Origin of the sequence: Streptomyces sp. NBC_00414, assembly GCF_036038375.1 — a bacterium.
Classification (GTDB): domain Bacteria; phylum Actinomycetota; class Actinomycetes; order Streptomycetales; family Streptomycetaceae; genus Streptomyces.
In genome coordinates this window covers 1,273,609-1,294,371 of the sequence record NZ_CP107935.1, presented here as the reverse complement: position 1 = coordinate 1,294,371, position 20,763 = coordinate 1,273,609, and the positions used below count along the sequence as shown (strand labels likewise).

The following is a 20,763-nucleotide window of genomic DNA, read 5'->3' as shown; positions in this document are numbered from 1 at the left end:
CCCAGGCCCGGCGGGCCTGGTCGCCCCGCCCCCGCACTCTCGTGTCGGCTCAGTAGCCGTCCGGGGAAGGCGCGTTCTGGGCGCGGTCCACGGGCAGGTTGGCCCCGGAGATCCCGCTCGACCAGTCGGACAGCAGGAACGCCACCACCCGCGCCACCTCGTGCGGCGCGACCGGCCCGCCGCCCGGCAGCTCCGCCCGCGCGAAGGCGGCGAAGGCCTCGGGGTCCTCCGAGCGCATCCGGTCCCAGCGGCGGCCCGGAATGAGCATCGAACCCGGCGAGACGGCGTTCACGCGGATCCCGTCGGGACCGAGTTCGCGGGCCAGCGAGGCGGCCAGATGGATCTGGGCGGACTTCGCGCTGCCGTACTGCGCGTTGGGGCCCGGCTTCCAGCCGGAGATCGACGAGATGACCACCACCGAGCCGCCGCCGGCCGCCCGCAGATGCGGGACTGCGGCCCGTACCAGCCGCGCGGTGTGTCCCACGTTCAGCTCCCAGGTCGCGGCCCAGTCCTCGGCGTCCGCCAGCTCGAGGCTTCGCCCGCGAGAACCACCGACCGACGCCACCACCCCGTCGAGGCCGCTGAAACGTTTCGCCGAGGCGGCGACGAAGCTTTCCAGACGCTCGGGTTCGGTGACGTCCAGAGCCTGCGTGAACAGCTGTCCGGGGTTCCGGGCGGCCAGCGATCTCCGCAGCGACTCAAGATCCCCCGCGGTGCGCGCGCACGTCGCCACCTGGGCGCCTGCGCCTGCCAGCAGGCGCACGATCTGCTCGCCGAGTCCGCGTGTGCCGCCGGTGACCAGGACGCGCTTGCCGCTCACACCGGGCCGGCCGAGGACACCCTGCGCGTGGTCGAGGGCCCGGCCTTCACTCACTTCAGTCACCTGATCGAACATACCCGCCGCGTCACTACGCGGCTGCAACCGGACAACCCCTTCACCCCCTGGTCGCCCCACCCGTCCGGAGGGTTGGCTGCACGGGCAGCCACCGGAACCTCCCCCACCCGTGCTGCAGACGAAGGAGGCACGATGACGGCATCCCGTGCGCACCACCACCGGCCGTCACCCTCACTGCCGCACGACGCGGACCTCGACGCGCCCACCGCCGGGACGCGAATCGGCGAGAGCGTCCGGACCGTGGCCGTCGCCCCCGCGGCCCCGGGCCGCCCCGCCGTGGTGAATCCGCCGCGCGGGCTTCGCGCGGTGGTGGCCGCGCAGCCGTCACGCGCCTCCGGCGTGCGCCGCATGGTCGTCGAAGAGCTGTCGGGCCGTCAGCTCCCCGCCGACCTGCTGGACAACGCCGTGCTCGCCACGGACGAGTTGTTCGCCAACGCCGTCAGACACGGCAGTCCGCACCGCGGCGACACGGTCACGGTCATGGTCGAGTGCAGCGACCACGAGGTACGTGTCACGGTCGCCGACCGCTCGACCGATCTGCCGTACCACCGCACGGCGGGCATCTCCGACGAGTCGGGGCGCGGGCTCGCCATCGTGGCCGCGCTGACGGACGACTGGGGCATCGCACCCGCCGAGCCCGGTGAGACCGGAAAGCGGGTGTGGTTCTCGTTGCACATTCGGCAGGTGCCATGACCGGTCCCCGCATCCCGTCCCGCCTCGCGTCCGCTGCGCCGCGAGGGGACGGGGGCGCGGGCCTCGCGCGCGTCGATCAGGACCGGCGCACGGCCACGGCGCGCGCGGGCGACACGGCTCCCGGAGACCGGGCCGGCCACTCGCCGTGCGGGACGGATTCGCCGTCCGGGGCCGATTCGCCGTGCGGGACGGATTCGGCGTCCGGGACTGGCGCGGCGCACGGGACGGATTCGGCGCGCGGGACGGGCGAGGCGTACGGGACGGATTCGCCGTACGGGGCGGAAGAGGCCCACAGCGGGGTGGGGGAGATGCACAGGGGATACGCGTCCGACGCGACGACCGGCCAGAACCGTACGGGGCTCGCCCACGACGAAGTGCGGGAGAGCCACCCGGCCGTGCTTCCGGCGCTCGCGGCGGCCCTCGCCCGCGAACTGGTCCGCCGGGTGGAGGAGGACCACCGGGCGATGGGGGAGGCGCACCGCAGTCCCACGCCGACCGCGCGGCACCGCCTCGCGAAGTGCCGCGAGGGCAACGCCGAGGCGCTCAGGACGATCGTCCGGCGCCATGCCTGGCCGACCGCCGACCTGGTCGGCGCGCCCGCCTCGACGGCGGCCCTGATGATCCTGCTGCACGCCCCGGATCTCGACTTCCAGCTCACGTGCCGCGACCTGATAGCCCAGGCCGTCGCGGACGGACGCTGTCCGGCGCCGCATCACGCGTACATCGCCGACCACTGCGCCGTGGAACTGGGCCAGCCGCAGTTCTACGGGACCCGTATCGACCCCACGACCTTCCACCCGTACCCGGTCCGCAGGCCGGAGACGGTCGACGAGCGGCGTCGCGATGTCGGTCTCGCGCCCCTCGACGAACAGATGCGGACTCTGCGCCTCAGCGGGTGAGACCGTTGGGCCCGACGGGTGAGACGGCGCCGCGGGCCACCGGCACGTACGGGCTCTGCGGCGGCGGCCTACGGTTCGAGACGCAGCTCCCGCTCCTGCTCCTGGTCGCCCGAGGCCGCACCCTCCTCGTGGACGTTGAAGGCCGCCGAGATGGACTCGTCGGCCTTGCGCACCGCCTCCGGGCTGCCCTGCAGGGTGACGGTGACGGACGTGGAGAGCTCGGCGGAGTCGGACGGCTTCCCGCCGCCGTCGGCCGGCGGGTTGTTGTCGAAGGTCGCCGTGTAGACGGTGGCGTCCGAGTCGCTGGGCATGGTGTCCGGCGATCCGAAGGCGGGTTCGAGCGAGTGGACGACGGCCCGCGCGTCGGCGGCCGTGCCGCCGGTGAGAGTGAGCGTCAGTGCGAGATGCGTGCCGGACGTCATGAACAGCCACCTTTGCTTGTGAGAATGCGCGCCACCTGCTCGTGTAACCGGTTGCTCCGCACACAAACGGTGACTGGGCCCCGCGTGAGCCCGCCTCCATCACACCGCCATCCGGCGCACCCCGCACCCCGCGGCCGGGGCGACCCACCGGTCCGGCCATCGGTCCGGTCATCGGTCCGGGCACCGGCCCGCTCACCGGTCAGCCGGAAGCGGACGGCTCCGCCTGCACCAGCCCCTCCCGGTACGCGATCGCCACCGCCTCCGTACGGCTCGCGGCGCCCAGCTTCGCGAGGATGTTGGAGACGTGCACGCTCGCCGTCTTGCCGCTGATGAACAGTTCCTCGCCGATCTGCCGGTTGGTGCGGCCACGCGCGAGGAGCAGCAGGACGTCGTTCTCCCGGGCGGTCAGCGCGGGGACGCCCTCCGTCGCCGGAGTCCCCGCGAGCCGGGCCCGACGGATCAGCCGCTCCACGTCCTCGCGCAGTGGCACGGCACCCAGCCGGACGGCCGTGTCCCGCGCCGCCCGCGCCTGTCCGGCGGCCTCCTCCCGGCGTCCCGACGCCACCAGGGCCTCCGCGAACCGGAGCCGGCAGCGGGCCTGCTCGTAGACGTCCCCGTAGCCGAACGCCTCGACCGCCCTCTCCCATGCCTCCGTCGTTTCCCGGGCCAGCGGGTCCGGTTCGGCGCCGCCACGCGACCACTCGGCCTCGGCGCGCGCCAGCCACGCCCGTCCCTCGGGTCCCTGCGGCGAACCGTCCTCGCCCTCGGCCGCCGTGACCCGGGCCATCCCCACCAGCTCCGTCCCGATCTCCGACCAGCGGCGCACGCCTTCCTCGTCGCCGGCCAGGCGGGCGGTGACGGCCGCGTCCGCGACCGGGGCCAGGGCGAGCGCCGCGAGCCGCACCACCACGTCGGGCGCAGTGCACGAGTCGTCGACGAGAGCCGCGACGGTCGTACGGACCTGTTCCACGGCTCCCTCGGGATCGTGGCGCAGTACCGCCGCGTCGGTCAGGAGGATGCCCGCCACGAGAGTGGCCATCCAGTCGAACGGTCCGTCGAGGAGCGACCGGGCCCGGTCGGCCACTCCCAGGTCACCGCGTGCCAGGGCCACGGACAGCGCCGGGCCGATCGCGTACCCGCCCGCCGCCGGCAGCCGCTCGGCATCGCTCTCCGCGGCGCGGACGCACTCGTCCCACTGGCCCAGGGAGTAGAGCACCAGGGAGCGCAGATAGCGCATCTCCAGCGGATAGGGCGAGGCGAGCAGTCCGGCCCGGCCCGCGCGGTCCAGCCCGTCGGAGAGCCAGGTCAGGCACTCGTCCAGGTCACCGGACTCGTACGCGCCGATGGAGAGGTTGAACAGCGCGCGCATCTCGATGGAGGTGTTCCCCGCGCGCCGGGCCACCTCTCGTGCCTCCCGCAGCCGGGCCCGTCCTTCCTGGGTGGTCCGGCCGGCCCCCTCCAGACCGACGAGGGAGATCATCAGGTCCGCCCGGGCGTCGGGAATGTCCAGCTCCTCCGCGATGCCCAGGGCCCGGCGGGCCACGCGGCGGGCGGTCTCGTCGTCGCCCACGTACCGCGCCGCCATGACATGGGTGGACGCGGCCCAGACCCAGGTACGGGACGGCGGATCCGCGGGGATCATCGCGAGGGCCTCGCTGCTGTACGTGAACGCGGCCGTCAGGCTGTCGATCCGCATGAGGTTGCCCGCGAGCGTGTAGCGGACCCGGGCGGCCAGCTCGGAGTCCTCGTCCGAGCCCATGCGCGCGAGCGCGGCCCGGGTGAGCGAGACCGCGCGGTGGGTCTCACCGGCGTGCGCGGCGGCGGCCGAGGCGCGCAGCGTCAGGGTGACGGTGTCGAAGCCGTCGGGCCGCGCGTCGGCGGGGACCGCCGACCACAGGTCGAGGGCGGCCTCCAGGTGGCGCAGCTCCTCGGCGGGCGCGCGGACCCGCGCGGCGTGGTCGGCGGCCTCCAGCGAGGCCGCCAGCGCGTCGGGCAGATCGTGGCTCTCGCGCGAGTGGTGGGCGCGCTCCGCGGCGTACTCGGCCGACAGGCCCCGCGCGGCCAGCACCTGGGCGAACGACCTGTGCAGCCGCACCCGTTCACCCGGCAGCAGATCGGCGTAGACCGCCTCGCGGATCAGGGCGTGCCGGAAGGAGTAGGTGCTGTCCCCGCCCGAGTCCCCGCCGGAGACGAGGAGTTGCCGTCCGACGGCTTCGCGCAGCGCCGACTCCAGCTCCTCCTCGGGCAGTTGCACGGTGTCGCGCAGCAGATCGTGCTCGACGCGGCGCCCGGCGACCGCCGCGGTGCGCAGCACCTGCTGCGCGGTCGGCGGCAGTTGCTCGAAACGGATCAGCAGGACGTCGGCCAGTCCGCTGGGCACGGCGGAGGCGGCCCCGGGCGCGGATTCCGAGGTGGCGGCGAGCAGCTCCTCCGCGTAGAAGGCGTTTCCCTCGGCGCGCTCGACGATGCGGCGGATCGTGGCGTCGGGCACGGGGTCGGTCCGCTGGGAACGGACGAGGCGGGCCATCTCGCCGTCGGGCATCGGCCGCAGCTCCAGCCGCTCGACGGCGGGCAGCCGCACCAGCTCGGCGAGCAGGGGCCGCAGGGGATGCCTGCGGTGCAGATCGTCGGCGCGGTACGAGGCGAAGACGGCGAGCCGCTGACCGGGCGAACCGCCGGAACTCCCGCCGCCTCTGAGGATGCCCCTGCTGAGCAGGAAGCGCAGCAGGTCGCGAGAGGACTGGTCCGCCCAGTGCAGGTCTTCCAGGACCAGCAACAGCGGGGCGATTCCGGTCAGTTCGGCCAGGAGCGCGGCCATGCCCTCGAACAGCTGCGGACGCCCGCCCGCCTCCCGCGCCCCGTCGTCGCCGCCCCCGATCAGCCGGTCGACCACGGGATGCGCGGCCAGCGCGCCCGAGAACCGCTCGTCCCCGGCCAGCACACCCAGGATCTCGGTGAACGGCAGATACGGCAGACCCACGTCACCGAGGTCGACACAGTGCCCCGTGACCACCGTCGTGTCCGCCTCTTCGGCGTGCCCGGCGGCCTCGGCGAGCACCCGGGTCTTGCCGACTCCCGCGTCCCCGGCGACCAGCACGGCCCGCGCCTCACCCGCCCGGGCCCGGTCCAGGACCAGGGTCAGGCGGGCGAGTTCGTCCTCACGCCCGATGAAGGGCCCGATGAACGGTGTGGTGGCTGCGGTGGTCGACACGGATCCATCCTGGCACGCGGCACCGACAGCCTTCCCGGCCGTCGGTGGCCGGCCCCGGTACCGGGCCGCCCGGTACCGGGCGGGGTCAGCGGAGCGTCTGCGCCCAGTTCGCCGGCACCCGTCCCGCGGGACCCGGCGCGGGCTGGTCGGCCGGGTGGCTGAGCGGCGGGGCGAGGTCGGGCCCGGACTCGTACAGCTCGGACGTCTCGAAGTTCCAGAACCAGGCCTCGCCCGGCTCGAAACTGCGGATGAAGGGATGGCCCGTGCTCTGGTGGTGGGCCGTGGCGTGCTTGGCGGGGGAGTCGTCGCAACAGCCGACGTGACCGCACTGGGCGCAGCGCCGCAGATGGAACCACCAGCCCTGCGCGGCCTCGCACTCCACGCAACCGGTACCGCTCGGCGGCACGGTCGGGTCGATTCCGGCAGTGTCCGAGGTGGTCATGACGCCTCCTGAGGGCTGTCGGATCCCGTGGAGGATTCCGTGTCGGGTCCGGAGTCGGGTCGGGAATCGGGTTCGGAGTCGGATTCCGCCGCGGTGAGAGGGAGGAAGACCTGGAAACGGGTGTCGCCGGGCTCGGAGCGCACCTGCAGATGCCCGTGGTGTTTGTTCACGACGATGCGCCAGGAGATGTCGAGGCCGAGACCGGTGCCCTCGCCCACGGGCTTCGTGGTGAAGAACGGGTCGAAGATCCGGCCGCGGATCTCCTCCGGCACCCCGGGCCCCGTGTCGCGGAACTCGACGAGCACCTGTTCCCGTTCGAGCGCGGTGCGCACGGTCAGCGTGCCCTCGCCGCCCATCGCCGAGGCGGCGTTGTCGATGAGGTTGGTCCACACCTGGTTCAACTCGCCCGGGTAGGCGGGGATCCGGGGCAGCGAGCGGTCGTAGTCCTTGACGATCCGGACGCCGGACCCGATCTTCCCGGCGAGCATCATCAGGGTGCTGTCGAGCAGTTCGTGCACATCGGCGACCTGATAGGGCGCCCGGTCGAGCTGGGAGTACTGCTTGGCCGCGTTCACGAGGTTCGAGACCCGGGTCGTGGAGTCCTCGATCTCGTTCATCAACAACTCGGTCTCCACCGTGTAGTTGAGCCACCGGACCGCGCCTTCGAGGGTCCCCTCGTCCACGGTCGCCGCCACCTGGTCCAGCCAGTCGGTGTCGAGCCCCGCCTGCACGAACGTCGGCGCCAGTTCCCAGCCGCCCGAGATGCCGTGGTCGTCGAACCAGTCGCCCAGCGCGTCCTCCCGGTCGGAGGCCTCCAGCGGGCTCAGCGGCGTGGCCTTGGCGACCTGCTCGGCGGTACGTTCCTGGATCTCGACGAGTGTCCCCAGTGCGTCGCGCGCGAACGGGCCCGTCGCGATCATGCCGAGCTTGTGCCGCATCCCGGCCACGCGCTCGCGCAGCGCGGACGTGGCCCGCACCGCCGCCGCGGCCGGGTTGTTGAGCTCGTGCGTCAGTCCGGCGGACAGCGAGCCGAGCGCCAGCAGCCGCTCACGCTGCCCGATGGTCCGCTGGGTGTTCTGGCTGCCGAAGAACAGCCCTTCCAGCAGGTGCACGGCCATGGGGAACCACTCCCGCAGGACCGCGGAGAACGTCTCGGCGGGCAGGATGAAGAACCGCGAGGGCTCGGTGACGCGCAGGGAGCCCTTGTAGCGCGCCTCGTCCGGGGCCGCCAGATAGGCCTGCATGGCGCCCGCGTACACCCCTCGCTGTGAGGTGCGGTTGATCTCCACGTCGTCGCCGCCGACCCGCCGCGACATCACGAGCGTGCCCTCCAGGAGGACGAAGAAGCACGTGGCCGGATCCCCCTCCTCGTAGACGTAACCGGGCTCGAACAGCTCCACCCGGCCCTCGGCGCACAGCCGCCCCAGCTGCTCGGCGTCCAGCTTCTCGAACAGGAACAGCGTGCCGAGTTCCTTGATGTCGCACGGCATCGGCCGCCCGCTCATGACTGCTCCAGGTACCGGTGGACGAGCATCACGGCCATGGCTCCCTCTCCTACGGCGGAGGCGACGCGCTTGGCGGACTCGGCCCGCGCGTCACCCGCCACGAACACCCCGGGCACATTGGTCTCCAGGTGGTACGGCGGCCGGTCCAGCTCCCAGTCGGGCGGCGACTCCCCGCCGACCGCCAGGTCGGGCCCGGCGACGATGAACCCGCGCTCGTCCCGCAGGACCGTGCCGTCCAGCCAGTCGGTGAGCGGCGCGGCGCCGATGAACACGAACATCCACTGGGCGTCGACGAGTTCGGTGTGACCGCTCGCCAGATCGCGCAGGGTGAGCTGTTCCAGGTGGTCGGAGCCGTGCACCGCGTCGACGACCGTCCCGGTGCGCACCGAGATGTTCGGGGCGTTCGCGATCTGCTCGATCAGATAGTGGGACATCGACGCGGCCAGGGACGAGCCCCGCACCAGCAGGGTGACCGACTTGGCACCCCGGGCGAGATACATGGCGGCCTGTCCGGCGGAGTTCGCCCCGCCGACGATGTACACGTCCTGCCCCTGGCACGCGGGGGCCTCGGTCAGGGCCGACCCGTAGAAGACCCCGCACCCGGTCAGGTCGTCGGCACCCGGCGACTCCAGCTGCCGGTAGGACACGCCCGTCGCCAGGATCACGCAGTGCGCGGAGATGGCCGACCCGTCCGCGAAGCGCACGGTGCGCGAGGCACCGGTGACCTCCAGACCTGTCACCTCGCGTGCCGTCAGGATCTCGGCGCCGAACTTCGTCGCCTGCCGTCGCGCACGGTCGGTGAGCTGCCCGCCGGACACGCCGTCCGGGAAGCCGAGGTAGTTCTCGATACGGGAGCTCTGGCCCGCCTGCCCGCCGGTCGCGGAACGCTCGACGAGTACCGTCCGCAGACCCTCCGAGGCGCCGTACACCGCCGCGCCGAGCCCGGCCGGGCCGCCGCCGATCACGACCAGGTCGTAGAACTCGGCGGTCGGCGTCGTGGCGAGGCCCACCTGGGCGGCCAGCTGCTGATCGTCGGGCTCCACCAGCACCGCCCCGTCCGCGGTGACCACGAGCGGCAGCCGCTCGCCGTCCTGCTCCGCGCAGGCCAGCAGCCGCTTGCCCTCCGGCTCGTCCGACGAGTACCAGCGGTACGGCACCTGGTTGCGGGCCAGGAACTCCCGTACGTCCGAGGACCGCGCGGACCAGCGGTGACCGACGACCTTCGTGATCGGGACGGCCCGGTGGTCGGAGGTCCGCCAGGCGGCCAGCAGGTCGTCCAGGACGGGGTAGAGCTTCTCCTCCGGCGGGTCCCAGGGCTTGAGGAGGTAGTGGTCCAGATCCACCACGTTGATCGCGTCGATCGCCGCGTTCGTGTCCGCGTACGCCGTCAGCAGCACCCGGCGCGCGCTCGGGTACACGTCGAGGGCCTGCTCCAGGAACTCGATCCCGTTCATCTGCGGCATCCGGTAGTCCGCCAGGATCACCGCGACGAGATCACCGCGCAGCTTCAGCTCGCGCAGCGCGTCGAGCGCGCTCTCCCCGGACTCCGCGCGCACGATCCGGTACGTCTCGCCGTAGCGGCGCCGCAGGTCACGGGCCACCGCACGCGAGACTCCCGGGTCGTCGTCCACGGTCAGGATGACGGTCCGTGCTGCGTCTGTGCCCTGTGCCATACGTCTCCCACCCCGAGGTCGGCGTCCTGGCGCACCTCCGCGCGCGACGCCCTTCCAGTTGCACGCCCATCGTATGTTCGATCCCTTCGATCCGCTTCGAAAAAGGGACGTACCGCCCAGCGGGGCCCGCCGGGTGTCGTACGGCCGAGCCGGGGCAATCGGAGACGGGAGGCAATGATGAACGCAAGCACGTTGACACGAGGCAGCCGGGCGGGGAAGCGCAAGGCCGCCCCGGCGATAGAGGGGGCGGCGCGGGCGGGTTTCACCGCGCGCGGTGTCATCTACTTGCTGGTGGGCCTTTTGGCGCTGCAGATCGCCTTCGGCGGCAGCGGCAAGCAGGCGGACCAGGGCGGTGCGCTCCAGGAGGTCGCCGGGAAGCCCTTCGGCGAGGTGGTGCTCTGGGCGCTGGGCGTCGGACTGGTCGGCATGGCGCTCTGGCGCCTGTCGGAGGCGGTCTTCGGCGCCGCGGGCCCCGACGGTGACAAGGCGAAGAAGAGGGTGGCGTCGGCGGCACGGGCCGTGTTCTACGGCTTCGTCGCCTACTCCGTGATCTCCTTCGCCGCCGGAGCGGGCGGCAGCGGTTCGAGCGACGGCAAGTCCAAGGACGCGACGGCCAAGGCCATGGAGCTGCCCGCCGGACGGTGGCTCGTGGCCATAGCCGGCGTGGTGATCCTGTGCGCGGGCGTCTGGATGGTCGTGCAGGCCGCACGCCGCAAGTACCACAAGCACATGAAGCTCGGTGAGATGTCACGCAAGGTGCGCCAGACGGTCGACGTGACCGGCGTCGGTGGTGGTGTGGCCCGTGGTCTGGTGTTCGCCGTCGCCGGAGGTTTCGCGGTCCGCGCGGCCTGGGACTACGAGCCGGACAAGGCCAAGGGCATGGACGACACCCTGCGCTCCTTCACCGAGACCCCGGTGGGGCCGTGGCTGCTGGTGCTCATAGCCGTCGGTCTGATGCTCTTCGGGGTGTTCTCGTTCGCCATGGCCAGGTACCGCAAGGTCTGACCGGAACAACTGAGACAGCACACGAGTGTGGCCCCGAATCCGTCCGGATCCGGGGCCACACCCATGTCGGGCAGCTGATCAGCGGGGCAGTCCGGCGGGCGCGGTCGCCCACCGGGTGTTCGGCTCCGTGGCCAGAGTGAACTTGAGCGTGCCACCCGTCCGCAGGAGGCCGCCGTCCGTCCAGGACCGGTCGTGGGTACGGCCGTTCAGCCGGACTCCGCCGACGTACGCGTGTGTGGCGTCGGCCGCCGGGGCGTCGATGACGATGTCGCGGCCGGGCCGGTCGACCACCGCGTGCGGGAACAGCGGCGCGCCCAGCAGCAGGTTGGCGCTGCCCGGCGTCTGCGGGTAGACGCCGAGCGCCGAGAAGACGTACCAGGCGGACATGGTGCCGAGGTCGTCGTTGCCGGGCAGCCCCGTCGGGCCCGTGCCGTAGACGGTGTCGACGATCTGCCGGACGGTCGCCTGGGTCTTCCACGGCTGACCGAGCGCGTTGTAGAGCCAGGGGGCGTGGATGCCGGGCTCGTTGGTCGGGTCGTAGCGCAGCGCGTCGCCGCCCTTCACCGACCAGGACCCGTCGGCCTTGTGGAAGAAGCCGTCGAGCCGGCTCGCGGCCACCTCACGTCCCCCCATCGCCTCGGCGAGCCCCTGCACGTCCTGAGGCACCATCCAGGTGTACGTGGCACTCGTGCCCTGGGCGAACCCGCGGTCGCTGCCGGGACTGAACGGCGTGACCCACGAACCGTCCAGGTTGCGCGCCTGGATGTACCCGTCGGTGCCCGCCCCGTCCGTCGCGGCGGGGTTGAAGACGTTGCGCCACCACCCACCCCGCTCGGCGAAGTCGGCGGCCTGCCCGTCACGGCCGAGCAGCTTCGCCCAGCGGCCGAGCGCGTCGTCGGCGACCGAGTCCTCCAGGGTCTCGGCTGCGCCGCCCCAGCAGTGGCAGACGTCCTGCGCCGCGTACCCGGAGGCCATGTACTGGGCCAGGTTGGGCCGTTGGCCGGTGCACTGGCCGGGGCAGCCCGCGTCGGAGAGCCCGTCCGGATGCGGCACGGTGGCCTGCTTCGCCAGTGAGTCGAAGGCGCCGCGGTAGTCGAAGTTGCGCACTCCCATGGCGTAGAAGGTGGCGAGCGTGGCCGCCGTGGGATCGCCGGTCATCACATGGGTCGGGCCGTTGATGTGCACCCACCGGTCCCAGACCCCGCCGTTCTGCCGCGCGAAGTTGTAGAGCGACTGGGCGAAGTCCCCGGCGATACGCGGCTTCAGCAGGGCGAGCAGCTGGATCTGCGCCCGGTACTGGTCCCAGCCCGAGAAGTTGCTGTACTGCGCCCCCTGCCCGCGCGTGATCCGGTGCGCCTTGCCGTCCATGCCCGGATAGCGGCCGTCGGTGTCGCTGACCAGGTTGGGCTGCTGGAGGGAGTGGTACAGCGCGGTGTAGAAGGCGGTCCGCTGGGCCGCACTGCCGCCCCCGACCCGCACGGACCGCAGCTCACGGTCCCAGGCCCGGCTCCCGGCCGCCGCCACCTGGTCGACGCTCGCCTTCGGCGCTATCTCCTCGCGGAGGTTCGCCTCGGCTCCCGCGAGACTCACGTACGAGATGCCGAGCCGCATGTGGACATCGTTGTCGGACCCGGTGTCGAAGCCGACATACCCGCCGGAACCACGTCCCGCGCGATCGGCGCCGGTGGCGTACCCTTCGCCGCCGCTGCCCGTGGTGGCACCGGGGGAGAGGGTGCCGTCCTTCCACGTACCCGCGGACGAGAAGGCGCGGTCGAAGGAGGCGCTGAAGTAGAGCCGGTAGTAACTCTTGCGGTTGTTGGTACCGCCGTTGGCGCGCCGGCCGCAGAACGCGCCCGTCAGCACCGACCCGGTCACCTTGCGGTTCGCCCGGTCGATCTCGACCTGGGCGTCCTCGCTGCCGTTGAGCGAGTTGGACACCCGGAAGAGCAGGCTGGCGGGCTTGTCGGCGGGGAACGAGAAGTCGGCGACACCGGCCCGCTGCGACACCGCGAGGTCCGCGCGGGCCCCGGAATCGAGCCCCACGGAGTAGCGGCCCGGCACGGCCCGCTCGTCGGCGTGCGAGAAGTTCGCCGCGTAGACGGCGTCCTTGGTGTCCGCCGACGGCGACGACGTGACGTCCCCGACGAACGGCATGATCGGTACGTCGCCGGCGGCGCCCGGGTTGCAGCCCGCGCCGTTGACGTGGGTGAGGCTCAGCCCGCGCAGCCGGGTCGCGCCGTACTCGTAGCCGTTGGCCGCGCCGGTGCTCGTCTGGTCGCCCCTGGTACTGGTCGGCGACCAGCCGATCATGCCGTAGGGGAGGTTGGCACCCGGGTAGGTGTTGCCTCCGTTCGCCGTGCCGATGAGCGGATCGACGTACGCGGTGGGGCGGGCCGGCGTGGCGGTCGCGTCGGCCGCGGAGGAGACCGGGCCGGGCAGTGCGGCGGCGAGCGCGGTGGTCAGCGTGAGAGCGGCGGCTCTCGTGCCGAACCGCCGCGACACGGCGGTGGATCTGAGGACCATGTGCGAGGGGACCTTCCGTGAGAACGGACGGCGGGATCGGCCGCCGGACGACGGACCGACCCCACGAAGTGCCGCCGACGAGCGTAGGCCGCCGGGACGCGCCGCGAACCGACGGAAGCGGCAACCTTGGTGAACGGCCGGTGAATCCGCAGCACATGGCCCGCGGAGCCCCCGCAAGGGGCGCGGGGAACGGCGCGCCCAGCCTCCAGCGACCCGCGCACGTCATCACCCCGCGCGGACGCGCATCGCCGAGGTCCGCACGGACAGGGCCGGTGGGGAAGGGCCCCGCCACCTGCCGGCGGCGGAGCCCACCCGGCAGGATCACGCCGTGTGCAGCGTCAACCCGTACCGGTTGAGAATCTCATTGATCGGCTGGTACCACGTCTCACCACCGGTGGAGCAGTTGCCCCACCCACCCGACGTGACACCCTGAGCCTGGTCACCACTGATGAACGAGCCACCCGAGTCACCCGGCTCCGCACAGACACTGGTCTTGGTCATCTGACGCACAGCGCCCTGGCTGTAGTTGACCGTCTCGTTCTTGGCCAGCACATTGCCGCAGTGCCAGTGCGTGGTCGACCCCGACCGGCAGATGGAGGCACCGACCGGCGCCTCGTTCGAGCCGCGCACGAGCTGGTCGGAGACGGTGCCCCAGCCGAGCACGACGGGCACGGTCCACCAGCCGCTGCCGACGTTGACCCAGGCGTAGTCGTTCTCGGGGAACGACGAGCCCTGGATGTTGCCTATGTACGAGCGGTCCCAGCCGCTGACACCCTGCCCGGCCCCGCCGCAGTGCCCGGCGGTGACGAAGCCGCCGTGCACCGAGAAGCCGATGGAACAGCGGACGTTGCCGGTGTAGAAGGGGTCGCCGCCGACGGTCCCGGCCGCGAAGGTCTCGGGTGCCTTGCTGGTCTCCTCGACGGTGACGGGACCCGCGGTCCGCGCCTTCGCGAGGAACTTGCGGACATCGTTGTCAGCCCGCTGCGCGGCGACGACGCCGACGACGACCGAGCTCGACTCGGCGTCGACGTACCAGTTGCTGACGCCCTCGGGCGCGGCCAGCTTGTCGATGCGCGTCTTGGCCGCGTCGAGCTGCCGTGCGCTGTACTTGACGGTGCGGACGCTCGCCCCGGTCGCGCGTACCGAGTCGAGGGTGGCGGCGGACGCGCCGCTCTTGACGGCGACGGTCAACCTCCCGCTGTCGGCGTCGAACCAGGAGCCGCCGTACGCGGCGCCGGCCGCGCGCTCGGCCTTCGGTTCGGCGGCGGTCGCCGTCTTCTCGGCGGCGAGCCGTGCCTCGGCTCCGGCCTTCGTCAGGCCGAAGTCCCGGCGCATGGCGTCGATGAGGGCGTCGGAGGCGGGGGCTTTCGAGGTGGGGGCGGCTTCGGGGGCGGCGGCGGCCGAGGCGGATCCGGTGCCGACGGCTGCCCAGGAGCCGATGAGGAGGAGGGAGGCCAGGCCGGTGCTCAGGGTCGTGGTGCGTCTCAAGGCGATAGCCCTTCGTTGTTCCAGCAAGGTGGGGGCGGAACAGCTGAACTATGAGAGCGCTCTCATGGAATGCGGGGCAGAGCCTAGCGGCAGACCATCGTCAGGTACAGACCAAAAACAGGGGTTGTCGGCGGGCGAGGTGTCAGCGGGTGGGGCGGTCAGCGGGCGAGCGGAATGCCGTACGCGCGCTCCACGTGCAGCCTCAGGACGAGACGGGCGTCCCGGACCATGGCCGCGCGGTAGTCGTCCCAGTCGGGATGCTCGCCCTGCACGTCCCGGTAGAGCCGGATCAGCTCCTCCACCGTCTCGTCGCCGGGGCCGGCGGCCACGGGTGACAGGTCGGCGATGCCCTCGGCCACGGTGTAGGCCCAGCGGTCCGTGCTGGTCACGTGGTACGAGGCCCGCGGGTCGCGGCGCAGATTGCGCGTCTTGGCGCGGCCGTCGGTGAGCGACACGCGCACGATCCGTTCGTCGGGGTAGTACGCGTGGTTGACGTTCGACAGCTGAGGGCGCCCGTCGCGCCTGATGGTCGTCAGCACCCCGCCGTCGTACTCGCAGAGGAGTCGGAGCAGTGCGTTCTGGCCTGGGCCGGTGTCATCGGTCATGCGCTGGGGAACGCCCGTGACACCGCCGGGCATTCCATCCTGTCCGGACAGGCTCACGCGGGCTCATGCGTATCCGCCGCCCAGGGGGGTACTCCGGGAAGCCGGACGTGGCGCGGCGACCGGAACCGCCGCGCCACGCTCTCCGTACCATCAGGGGCTGTTCAGGGGCTGTTCAGGAGGCGCTGCACGAACCGATCGTGGGAGCGGCGGAGTTGCCGTTCTTCATGACGGTGAACCCGAAGCTCGTCGACGCTCCGGCCGCGAGGTTCCCGTTGCCGTTGGGCCTCATGGTCATGACGTCGCCGCTGGAGTCCCAGCTGGGCGTGCCGTTCCAGGTCGTGGAGATCTTCTGCGGAGAGGTCACCGTGACGTTCACCGTCCAACTCGTGATGGCGGCACTGCCCGCGGTCACCGTCACCTGGCCGTTGAACCGGTCGCTCCACTCGTTCGTCCTGCTGTACGACACCGTGCAGGCGCCGTTGCCACCCCCGCCTCCGCCGCCCGAGCCGCCGAGCGCGGTGAGTACGGCGGTGTAGGCGGCCTTCTTGCCGTAGTTGCCGTCGAACAGCAGCGGTGTGCCGCTCGCACGCCAGGAGTACTTGTCGGTGACGCCCCAGACGGTGATCCCCGTGCAGCGGGAGACGCCGAGGCAGGCGTTCACCACGTTGGTGTAGCTGGTGGCCTGCGCCGAGCCGGAGCCCTCGATGTCCAGCTCGGTGATCTGCACGTCGACGCCCAGGTCGGCGAAGCGCTGCAGGTTCGTCCGGTAGTCGCCGGGCACCGGGGAGGCGCTGTTGAAGTGGGACTGGAAGCCCACGCAGTCGATCGGCACACCGCGTGCCTTGAAGTCCTTCACCATGTTGTAGACGGCGTTGCTCTTCGCGTTGACCCCGTCGGTGTTGTAGTCGTTGTAACAGAGCTTGGCGGCCGGGTCCGTCGCCCGTGCGGTGCGGAACGCCTCCTCGATGAAGCCGTTGCCGAGCTTGTCCTGGAAGGGCGAGCTGCGCCGGGCGCCGCTGCTGCCGTCCTGGAAGGCCTCGTTGACGACGTCCCAGGAGTGGATCTTGCCCTTGTAGTGGGTCATGACCTGGGTGATGTGGTTGTTCATCGCCGTTCTGAGGTCGGAGGCGCCCAGCCCCCCGACCCAGCCGGGCAGTTGGGAGTGCCAGACGAGGGTGTGCCCGCGGACCTTCATGCCCTTGCTCTGGGCACGGCTGACGATCTGGTCGGCGGATCCGTACGAGAAGGAGTTGCGGCTGGGCTCGACGGCGTCCCACTTCATCTCGTTCTCCGGGGTCACGGAGTTGAACTCCGTGTCGAGCGTCGAGGCGTACGCGGCCTCGCCCAGGTGGTTGGCCGCGACCGCGGTGCCGAAGTAGCGGCCCTTCTCGGCCGCCGCGGCACCGAGCGTGCTGGCCGCCGTGGCCGTTCCCGCGAGAGCGGTGACGCCGGCCGCGGCGAGCAGGCTCGCCATGCCGAACACCAGGGCTCTTCGAGTGCGGGACCGGCGGGGCGGAGGCGTGGCCGTGTGGTCCGTGAACGTACGGGTGAGCATGTCGTCCCCTTCTGGAGCATCGAAAGTTTCGAGCATGTTTCCGAATTGCTGCGGAGACCTTACGGCTGGTCATACAGGTCGTCAACGGGCTTTGCCGCAAAGGATTCCGGTTGGCTCAAGATGGTGGGGCCGCCTCATGTGTCACCCGGAGACCCTTGCCCTGCAGCCGTGTTGTGCCTATGTTGCCCTGAATAATCGTCAAGTCGATCGAATGTTTCGAAGCGGGGTGGGAGCGCGACGGGTGAGTGATCCCGCGCGCCTGACAACTTCCTCATATGTGTCGGTCAGGGTCGACGCATGATCACGAGCAAGCGCGGCGCCGGACGCCGTCCCGCCGCAGTCCTGGCGGCCTCCCTCCTCCTCGTCGGCTGCGGAGCCGGAGCGGCGAGGACGACGGACCGCACACCGGGCGCGGAGACGACCGGGTCCGGCGCGGCCAGGCCCGCACCCGCACCCCGGCTCTCCCTGGACGCGGCACCGCGGCGACTGCCCGGCCTGGGCCCCAGGACATCGGCCAAGATCCCGCCGAAGTCGGGCCAGGTGCTCGTGGTCACGGGCCGGGGGCGCGACTCCTCGGTGTCCACGGCGGTGTTGTACGAGCGCACGGCGTCCGGCTGGCACGCCGGGACCCGCTGGCCCGCGCACAACGCCTTCAAGGGCTGGACCGACCACCATGTGATCGGAGATCTCCGCTCACCCGTCGGCGTGTACACGCTCACGGACGCGGGCGGCCTGCGCCGCGACCCCGGCACCCGGCTCCCGTACGACCACTCCGGCGGCTTCTCCGTGGACGGAACGGGCTTCGAGGGCGAGCCCCTGGCCGGCTCCTTCGACTATGTGATCGCCATCGACTACAACCGCGAGCCCGGCACCACACCGCTGGACTGGACGCGGCCCCTCGGCGCCGGCCGGGGCGGCGGTATCTGGGTCCACGTCGACCACGGCGGCCCCACCCAGGGCTGCGTCAGCCTGGCGGAGAAACACATGAAGGCCCTGCTGAGAGCCTTGGACCCGGCCCGCCGTCCGGTGATCGTCATGGGCCACGCGGCCGCGCTCGGACGCTGAAGGAGACCGCCCCCGGCTGCCGCCGCCCGCACCCGCACCCGCACCCGTGCGCACGGGACCGGGCCGCCACCAGCCGCCTGTGAGGAAGATGTCAGGACGTGGGAAGCCCCTCACACCCCCGCGCACAGGGCCGCGCCACGTCTGCCTGCGCCTAGCATCTGGCCTCGTGTGCGCATACGTGATGGTTGCCGAGGACGACGAGAAGCAGGCCGAGCTGATACGCCGGTCCCTGCTCAGCGAAGGACACACCGCCACCGTGGTCCACGACGGCGGGGCCGCGCTCGCGGCGGCCAGGGAACGCCGGCCCGACCTGGTCGTCCTGGACCTGATGCTGCCGGTGATCGACGGCTTCGGCGTGTGCCGGGCGCTGCGCCGTGACGACGACATCCCCGTCCTCATGCTCACCGCCCGCTCCACGGAGGAGGACGTCCTGCTCGGCCTCGAACTCGGCGCGGACGACTACATGACCAAGCCGTACAGTCCGCGCGAACTGATGGCCCGTGTCCGCACCGTCCTGCGCCGCAGCGGACGGCAGACCTCCGGGCACCGCGACGACCCGGTCGTACGGGCGGCGGGGATCGCCGTGGACCCCGTACGGCACGAGGTGGTGTGCGACGGATCGCCGGTGGACTGCACACCCGCCGAGTACGAGATCCTGCTGGCCATGGCCGCCGAGCCGGACCGGGTCTTCTCCCGGCAGCAACTGCTGCGCCGCACACGGGGTATCGACCGGGCGTCGACCGAGCGGGCCGTCGACGTGCACATCATGAACCTGCGCAAGAAGACCGAGGCGGACCCGCGCAGACCGGTCCGGCTGCTGACCGTCTTCGGCGTGGGCTACAAACTCAGCGGATACGGGGCGGGCGGGGGCCCCGGGTGAACCGGACGGGCCGGCGGATACCGGTGCGCAAGAGGCTGCTGGTACGGCTGTTGATCACTTCGGTGCTGATCGCCATCTGTTCCGTCGCCGCGACGGCCTGGCTGGCGGTCGAGACGACGACCCGGGCGATCCAGGAGGAACAGGGCCAGGTACTGGCCGAGGACATGGACATCCTCCGGCAGCTGAGCGGCTACGCGGCCACCCACCGCGACTGGTCGGGCGTCCGCAGGACCGTCCGCACGCTCTCCGACGAGACCGGCCGGCGCATCGCCCTGACGACCCCGGACCGTACTCCGATCGCGGACTCCGCGACCCGGAACACGGCTCTGCCGCCCCGGGCCGCCGCCGCGGTCGACCCACTGCGCACCGACACCTTCACCGAACCCGGCGCGCAGGTCACCGGCATCGATCCGCGCGCGGTGGGGCCGTACCGGCTCCCCCGCGCGGAGCGGGAGCACGTGGCACTGCTGGCGGAGAAGCGGCGGATCTGTTTCGCGGGCAACGGCGTCGAGACCGTCATCACGAGGCTGCCCAGCGGCCGTTCCGTCCTCACCGACGCCGACGGAGCCGTCGACGGGGGCCAGGTGCCGACACCGTGCGCCGACGGCGTGCTCAACACCCCGACCGCGACGGAGAAGAAGGCCCTGGCCGAACTCACGGCCTACGCCGAGGACTGCCTGGACCGCGCCGGAGCCGAGTTCACCTCGCCCCTCGGCATCACCGTCGATTTCACGAGTCGCTCCGTGATGGCCCGCTATCTCGTCAAGGCGTCCCTGACGCAGGGGGTGGACCGCACCGCCGCCGCACGGGCGGAGAGCGCCGACAAGGCCGAGACGTGCGTCGACAGCGCCCGCCGACGGCAGCTCACACCCTATGTGGCCCCGACCGCCGAACTGTTCCTGGGCCACGCCGACGGCGCCGTCCCGCACTTCGACATGTCGGCCGCCAACAAGGCCAAGGTCACGGGCGTCGCCGGGCTCGTCCTCGCCCTCACGGTGGCCGCGACCGCCCTGGTCGCGGGCCGGCTCGTACGACCTCTGCGCGCCCTGACGCACGCCGCCCAGCAGCCGCCCGAGCAGCACGTACGCGTGCCCGTGACCACGCAGGACGAGACGGGCATCCTGGCCGTGGCGTTCAACGACCTCACCGAGCGCCGCGAACGCATGGAGGAACAGCGCAAGGCGATGGTCGCCGACATCGCCCACGAACTGCGCACGCCGCTCACCAACATCCGCGGCTGGCTCGAGGTGGCCCGCGACGGCATCGTCGACCCGGACCCCGAACTGCTCGCGTCCCTGCACGAGGAGGCTCTGGTGCTCCAGCGGGTCATCGACGACCTCCAGGACCTCGCGGCCGCCGAGGCGGGCACGCTCGTGCTGCACCGCGAACCGGTCCGCGCCGACGAACTGCTCGAACAGGTCGTCGCGGCGCACCGCGTCGCGGCCGGGTCGGCGGGTGTCGGCCTGCGCGCGGCCGTGGACGGCGGCTGCTGGCTCGACGCCGATCCGCTCCGGATGCGACAGGCGCTCGGCAACCTGGTGTCCAACGCGATCCGGCACACCCCCGCCGACGGCACCGTCACCCTCTCCGCCGGACGCCACGGCGACGAGGTCCGCTTCCAGGTGGCCGACACCGGCGGCGGGATCGCCCCGGAGGATCTGGGCAGCGTCTTCGACCGGTTCTGGCGGGCGGAGAAGTCCCGCAGCAGACGCACCGGCGGCAGCGGCCTGGGGCTGCCCATCGTGCGCCAGCTCGTCACCGCCCACGGCGGTACGGTCACGGTCACCAGCGAGGTCGGAGCAGGCTCGGTGTTCACCCTGCGGCTCCCCGACGCCCGCTGACGCAACGGCGGCTGTCCGGCACCCGAGGGTGCCGGACAGCCGCCGTTGCGCTCATGCCCGG

At 72.0% G+C, this 20,763-nt stretch carries 16 protein-coding genes; 6 read left to right on the top strand and 10 right to left on the bottom strand.

Annotation, left to right across the window (positions count from 1 at the left end):
* Positions 1-49: 49 nt before the first annotated feature.
* Positions 50-874 (bottom strand): SDR family NAD(P)-dependent oxidoreductase, encoded by an 825-nt coding sequence (locus tag OHS59_RS05690; RefSeq protein WP_328499065.1) that lies wholly within the window; start codon positions 872-874, stop codon positions 50-52.
* Between the two features lie 153 nt (positions 875-1,027).
* On the opposite strand from OHS59_RS05690, the gene OHS59_RS05685 reads away from it, so the two are divergent.
* Positions 1,028-1,588: an ATP-binding protein gene (locus tag OHS59_RS05685; protein WP_328492295.1), complete on the top strand. Its 561-nt coding sequence runs from the start codon at positions 1,028-1,030 to the stop codon at positions 1,586-1,588.
* Positions 1,589-2,052: 464 nt separating this feature from the next.
* Complete coding sequence (locus OHS59_RS05680) at positions 2,053-2,487, top strand: DUF6624 domain-containing protein (RefSeq protein WP_328499064.1); 435 nt, start codon at positions 2,053-2,055, stop codon at positions 2,485-2,487.
* A gap of 68 nt (positions 2,488-2,555) precedes the next feature.
* Here OHS59_RS05680 and OHS59_RS05675 read toward each other — a convergent pair whose 3' ends face one another.
* The 5 genes from OHS59_RS05675 to OHS59_RS05655 form a co-directional block, all read right to left on the bottom strand.
* Positions 2,556-2,909 carry a hypothetical protein gene (locus OHS59_RS05675; protein WP_328492294.1) on the bottom strand — a complete coding sequence of 118 codons (354 nt, stop codon included), beginning with the start codon at positions 2,907-2,909 and terminating at the stop codon, positions 2,556-2,558.
* A gap of 199 nt (positions 2,910-3,108) precedes the next feature.
* Positions 3,109-6,120 (bottom strand): helix-turn-helix transcriptional regulator, encoded by a 3,012-nt coding sequence (locus OHS59_RS05670; protein WP_328492293.1) that lies wholly within the window; start codon positions 6,118-6,120, stop codon positions 3,109-3,111.
* An 85-nt stretch (positions 6,121-6,205) separates the two neighbouring features.
* Positions 6,206-6,562: a UBP-type zinc finger domain-containing protein gene (locus tag OHS59_RS05665; RefSeq protein ID WP_328492292.1), complete on the bottom strand. Its 357-nt coding sequence runs from the start codon at positions 6,560-6,562 to the stop codon at positions 6,206-6,208.
* Positions 6,559-8,067, bottom strand: coding sequence for an ATP-binding protein (locus OHS59_RS05660; RefSeq protein ID WP_328492291.1), 1,509 nt, complete (start codon positions 8,065-8,067; stop codon positions 6,559-6,561). The genes OHS59_RS05665 and OHS59_RS05660 overlap by 4 nt, the downstream gene beginning before the upstream one ends.
* The gene (locus OHS59_RS05655) at positions 8,064-9,740 is read right to left on the bottom strand and encodes an FAD-dependent oxidoreductase (protein ID WP_328492290.1); all 1,677 of its coding nucleotides are present in this window, start codon (positions 9,738-9,740) and stop codon (positions 8,064-8,066) included. The genes OHS59_RS05660 and OHS59_RS05655 overlap by 4 nt, the downstream gene beginning before the upstream one ends.
* Before the next feature lie 177 nt (positions 9,741-9,917).
* Between OHS59_RS05655 and OHS59_RS05650 the strand changes: the two genes are divergently transcribed.
* Positions 9,918-10,745: a DUF1206 domain-containing protein gene (locus OHS59_RS05650; protein WP_328492289.1), complete on the top strand. Its 828-nt coding sequence runs from the start codon at positions 9,918-9,920 to the stop codon at positions 10,743-10,745.
* Positions 10,746-10,823: 78 nt separating this feature from the next.
* Here the strand turns inward: OHS59_RS05650 and OHS59_RS05645 are convergent, their stop codons facing one another.
* The 4 genes from OHS59_RS05645 to OHS59_RS05630 all read right to left on the bottom strand — a co-directional run bounded on the left by OHS59_RS05645 (position 10,824) and on the right by OHS59_RS05630 (position 16,916).
* A complete protein-coding gene (locus OHS59_RS05645) occupies positions 10,824-13,268 on the bottom strand; it encodes a GH92 family glycosyl hydrolase (protein ID WP_328492288.1) in 2,445 nt (814 codons plus the stop codon).
* A gap of 321 nt (positions 13,269-13,589) precedes the next feature.
* Positions 13,590-14,756, bottom strand: a complete 1,167-nt coding sequence (locus tag OHS59_RS05640) for a S1 family peptidase (protein WP_328492287.1) — start codon at positions 14,754-14,756, stop codon at positions 13,590-13,592.
* A gap of 158 nt (positions 14,757-14,914) precedes the next feature.
* Positions 14,915-15,361, bottom strand: coding sequence for a PPOX class F420-dependent oxidoreductase (locus OHS59_RS05635; protein WP_328492286.1), 447 nt, complete (start codon positions 15,359-15,361; stop codon positions 14,915-14,917).
* Positions 15,362-15,533: 172 nt separating this feature from the next.
* On the bottom strand, positions 15,534-16,916 hold the full coding sequence (locus tag OHS59_RS05630) for an endo-1,4-beta-xylanase (protein ID WP_443061386.1): 1,383 nt from the start codon (positions 16,914-16,916) through the stop codon (positions 15,534-15,536).
* A gap of 297 nt (positions 16,917-17,213) precedes the next feature.
* On the opposite strand from OHS59_RS05630, the gene OHS59_RS05625 reads away from it, so the two are divergent.
* The 3 genes from OHS59_RS05625 to OHS59_RS05615 all read left to right on the top strand — a co-directional run bounded on the left by OHS59_RS05625 (position 17,214) and on the right by OHS59_RS05615 (position 20,702).
* On the top strand, positions 17,214-17,981 hold the full coding sequence (locus tag OHS59_RS05625) for a L,D-transpeptidase family protein (protein WP_328492285.1): 768 nt from the start codon (positions 17,214-17,216) through the stop codon (positions 17,979-17,981).
* Between the two features lie 166 nt (positions 17,982-18,147).
* Positions 18,148-18,861 carry a response regulator transcription factor gene (locus tag OHS59_RS05620; RefSeq protein WP_328492284.1) on the top strand — a complete coding sequence of 238 codons (714 nt, stop codon included), beginning with the start codon at positions 18,148-18,150 and terminating at the stop codon, positions 18,859-18,861.
* On the top strand, positions 18,858-20,702 hold the full coding sequence (locus OHS59_RS05615) for a HAMP domain-containing sensor histidine kinase (RefSeq protein ID WP_328492283.1): 1,845 nt from the start codon (positions 18,858-18,860) through the stop codon (positions 20,700-20,702). Before OHS59_RS05620 ends, OHS59_RS05615 begins: the two co-directional genes overlap by 4 nt.
* The last annotated feature ends 61 nt before the right edge of the window (positions 20,703-20,763 follow it).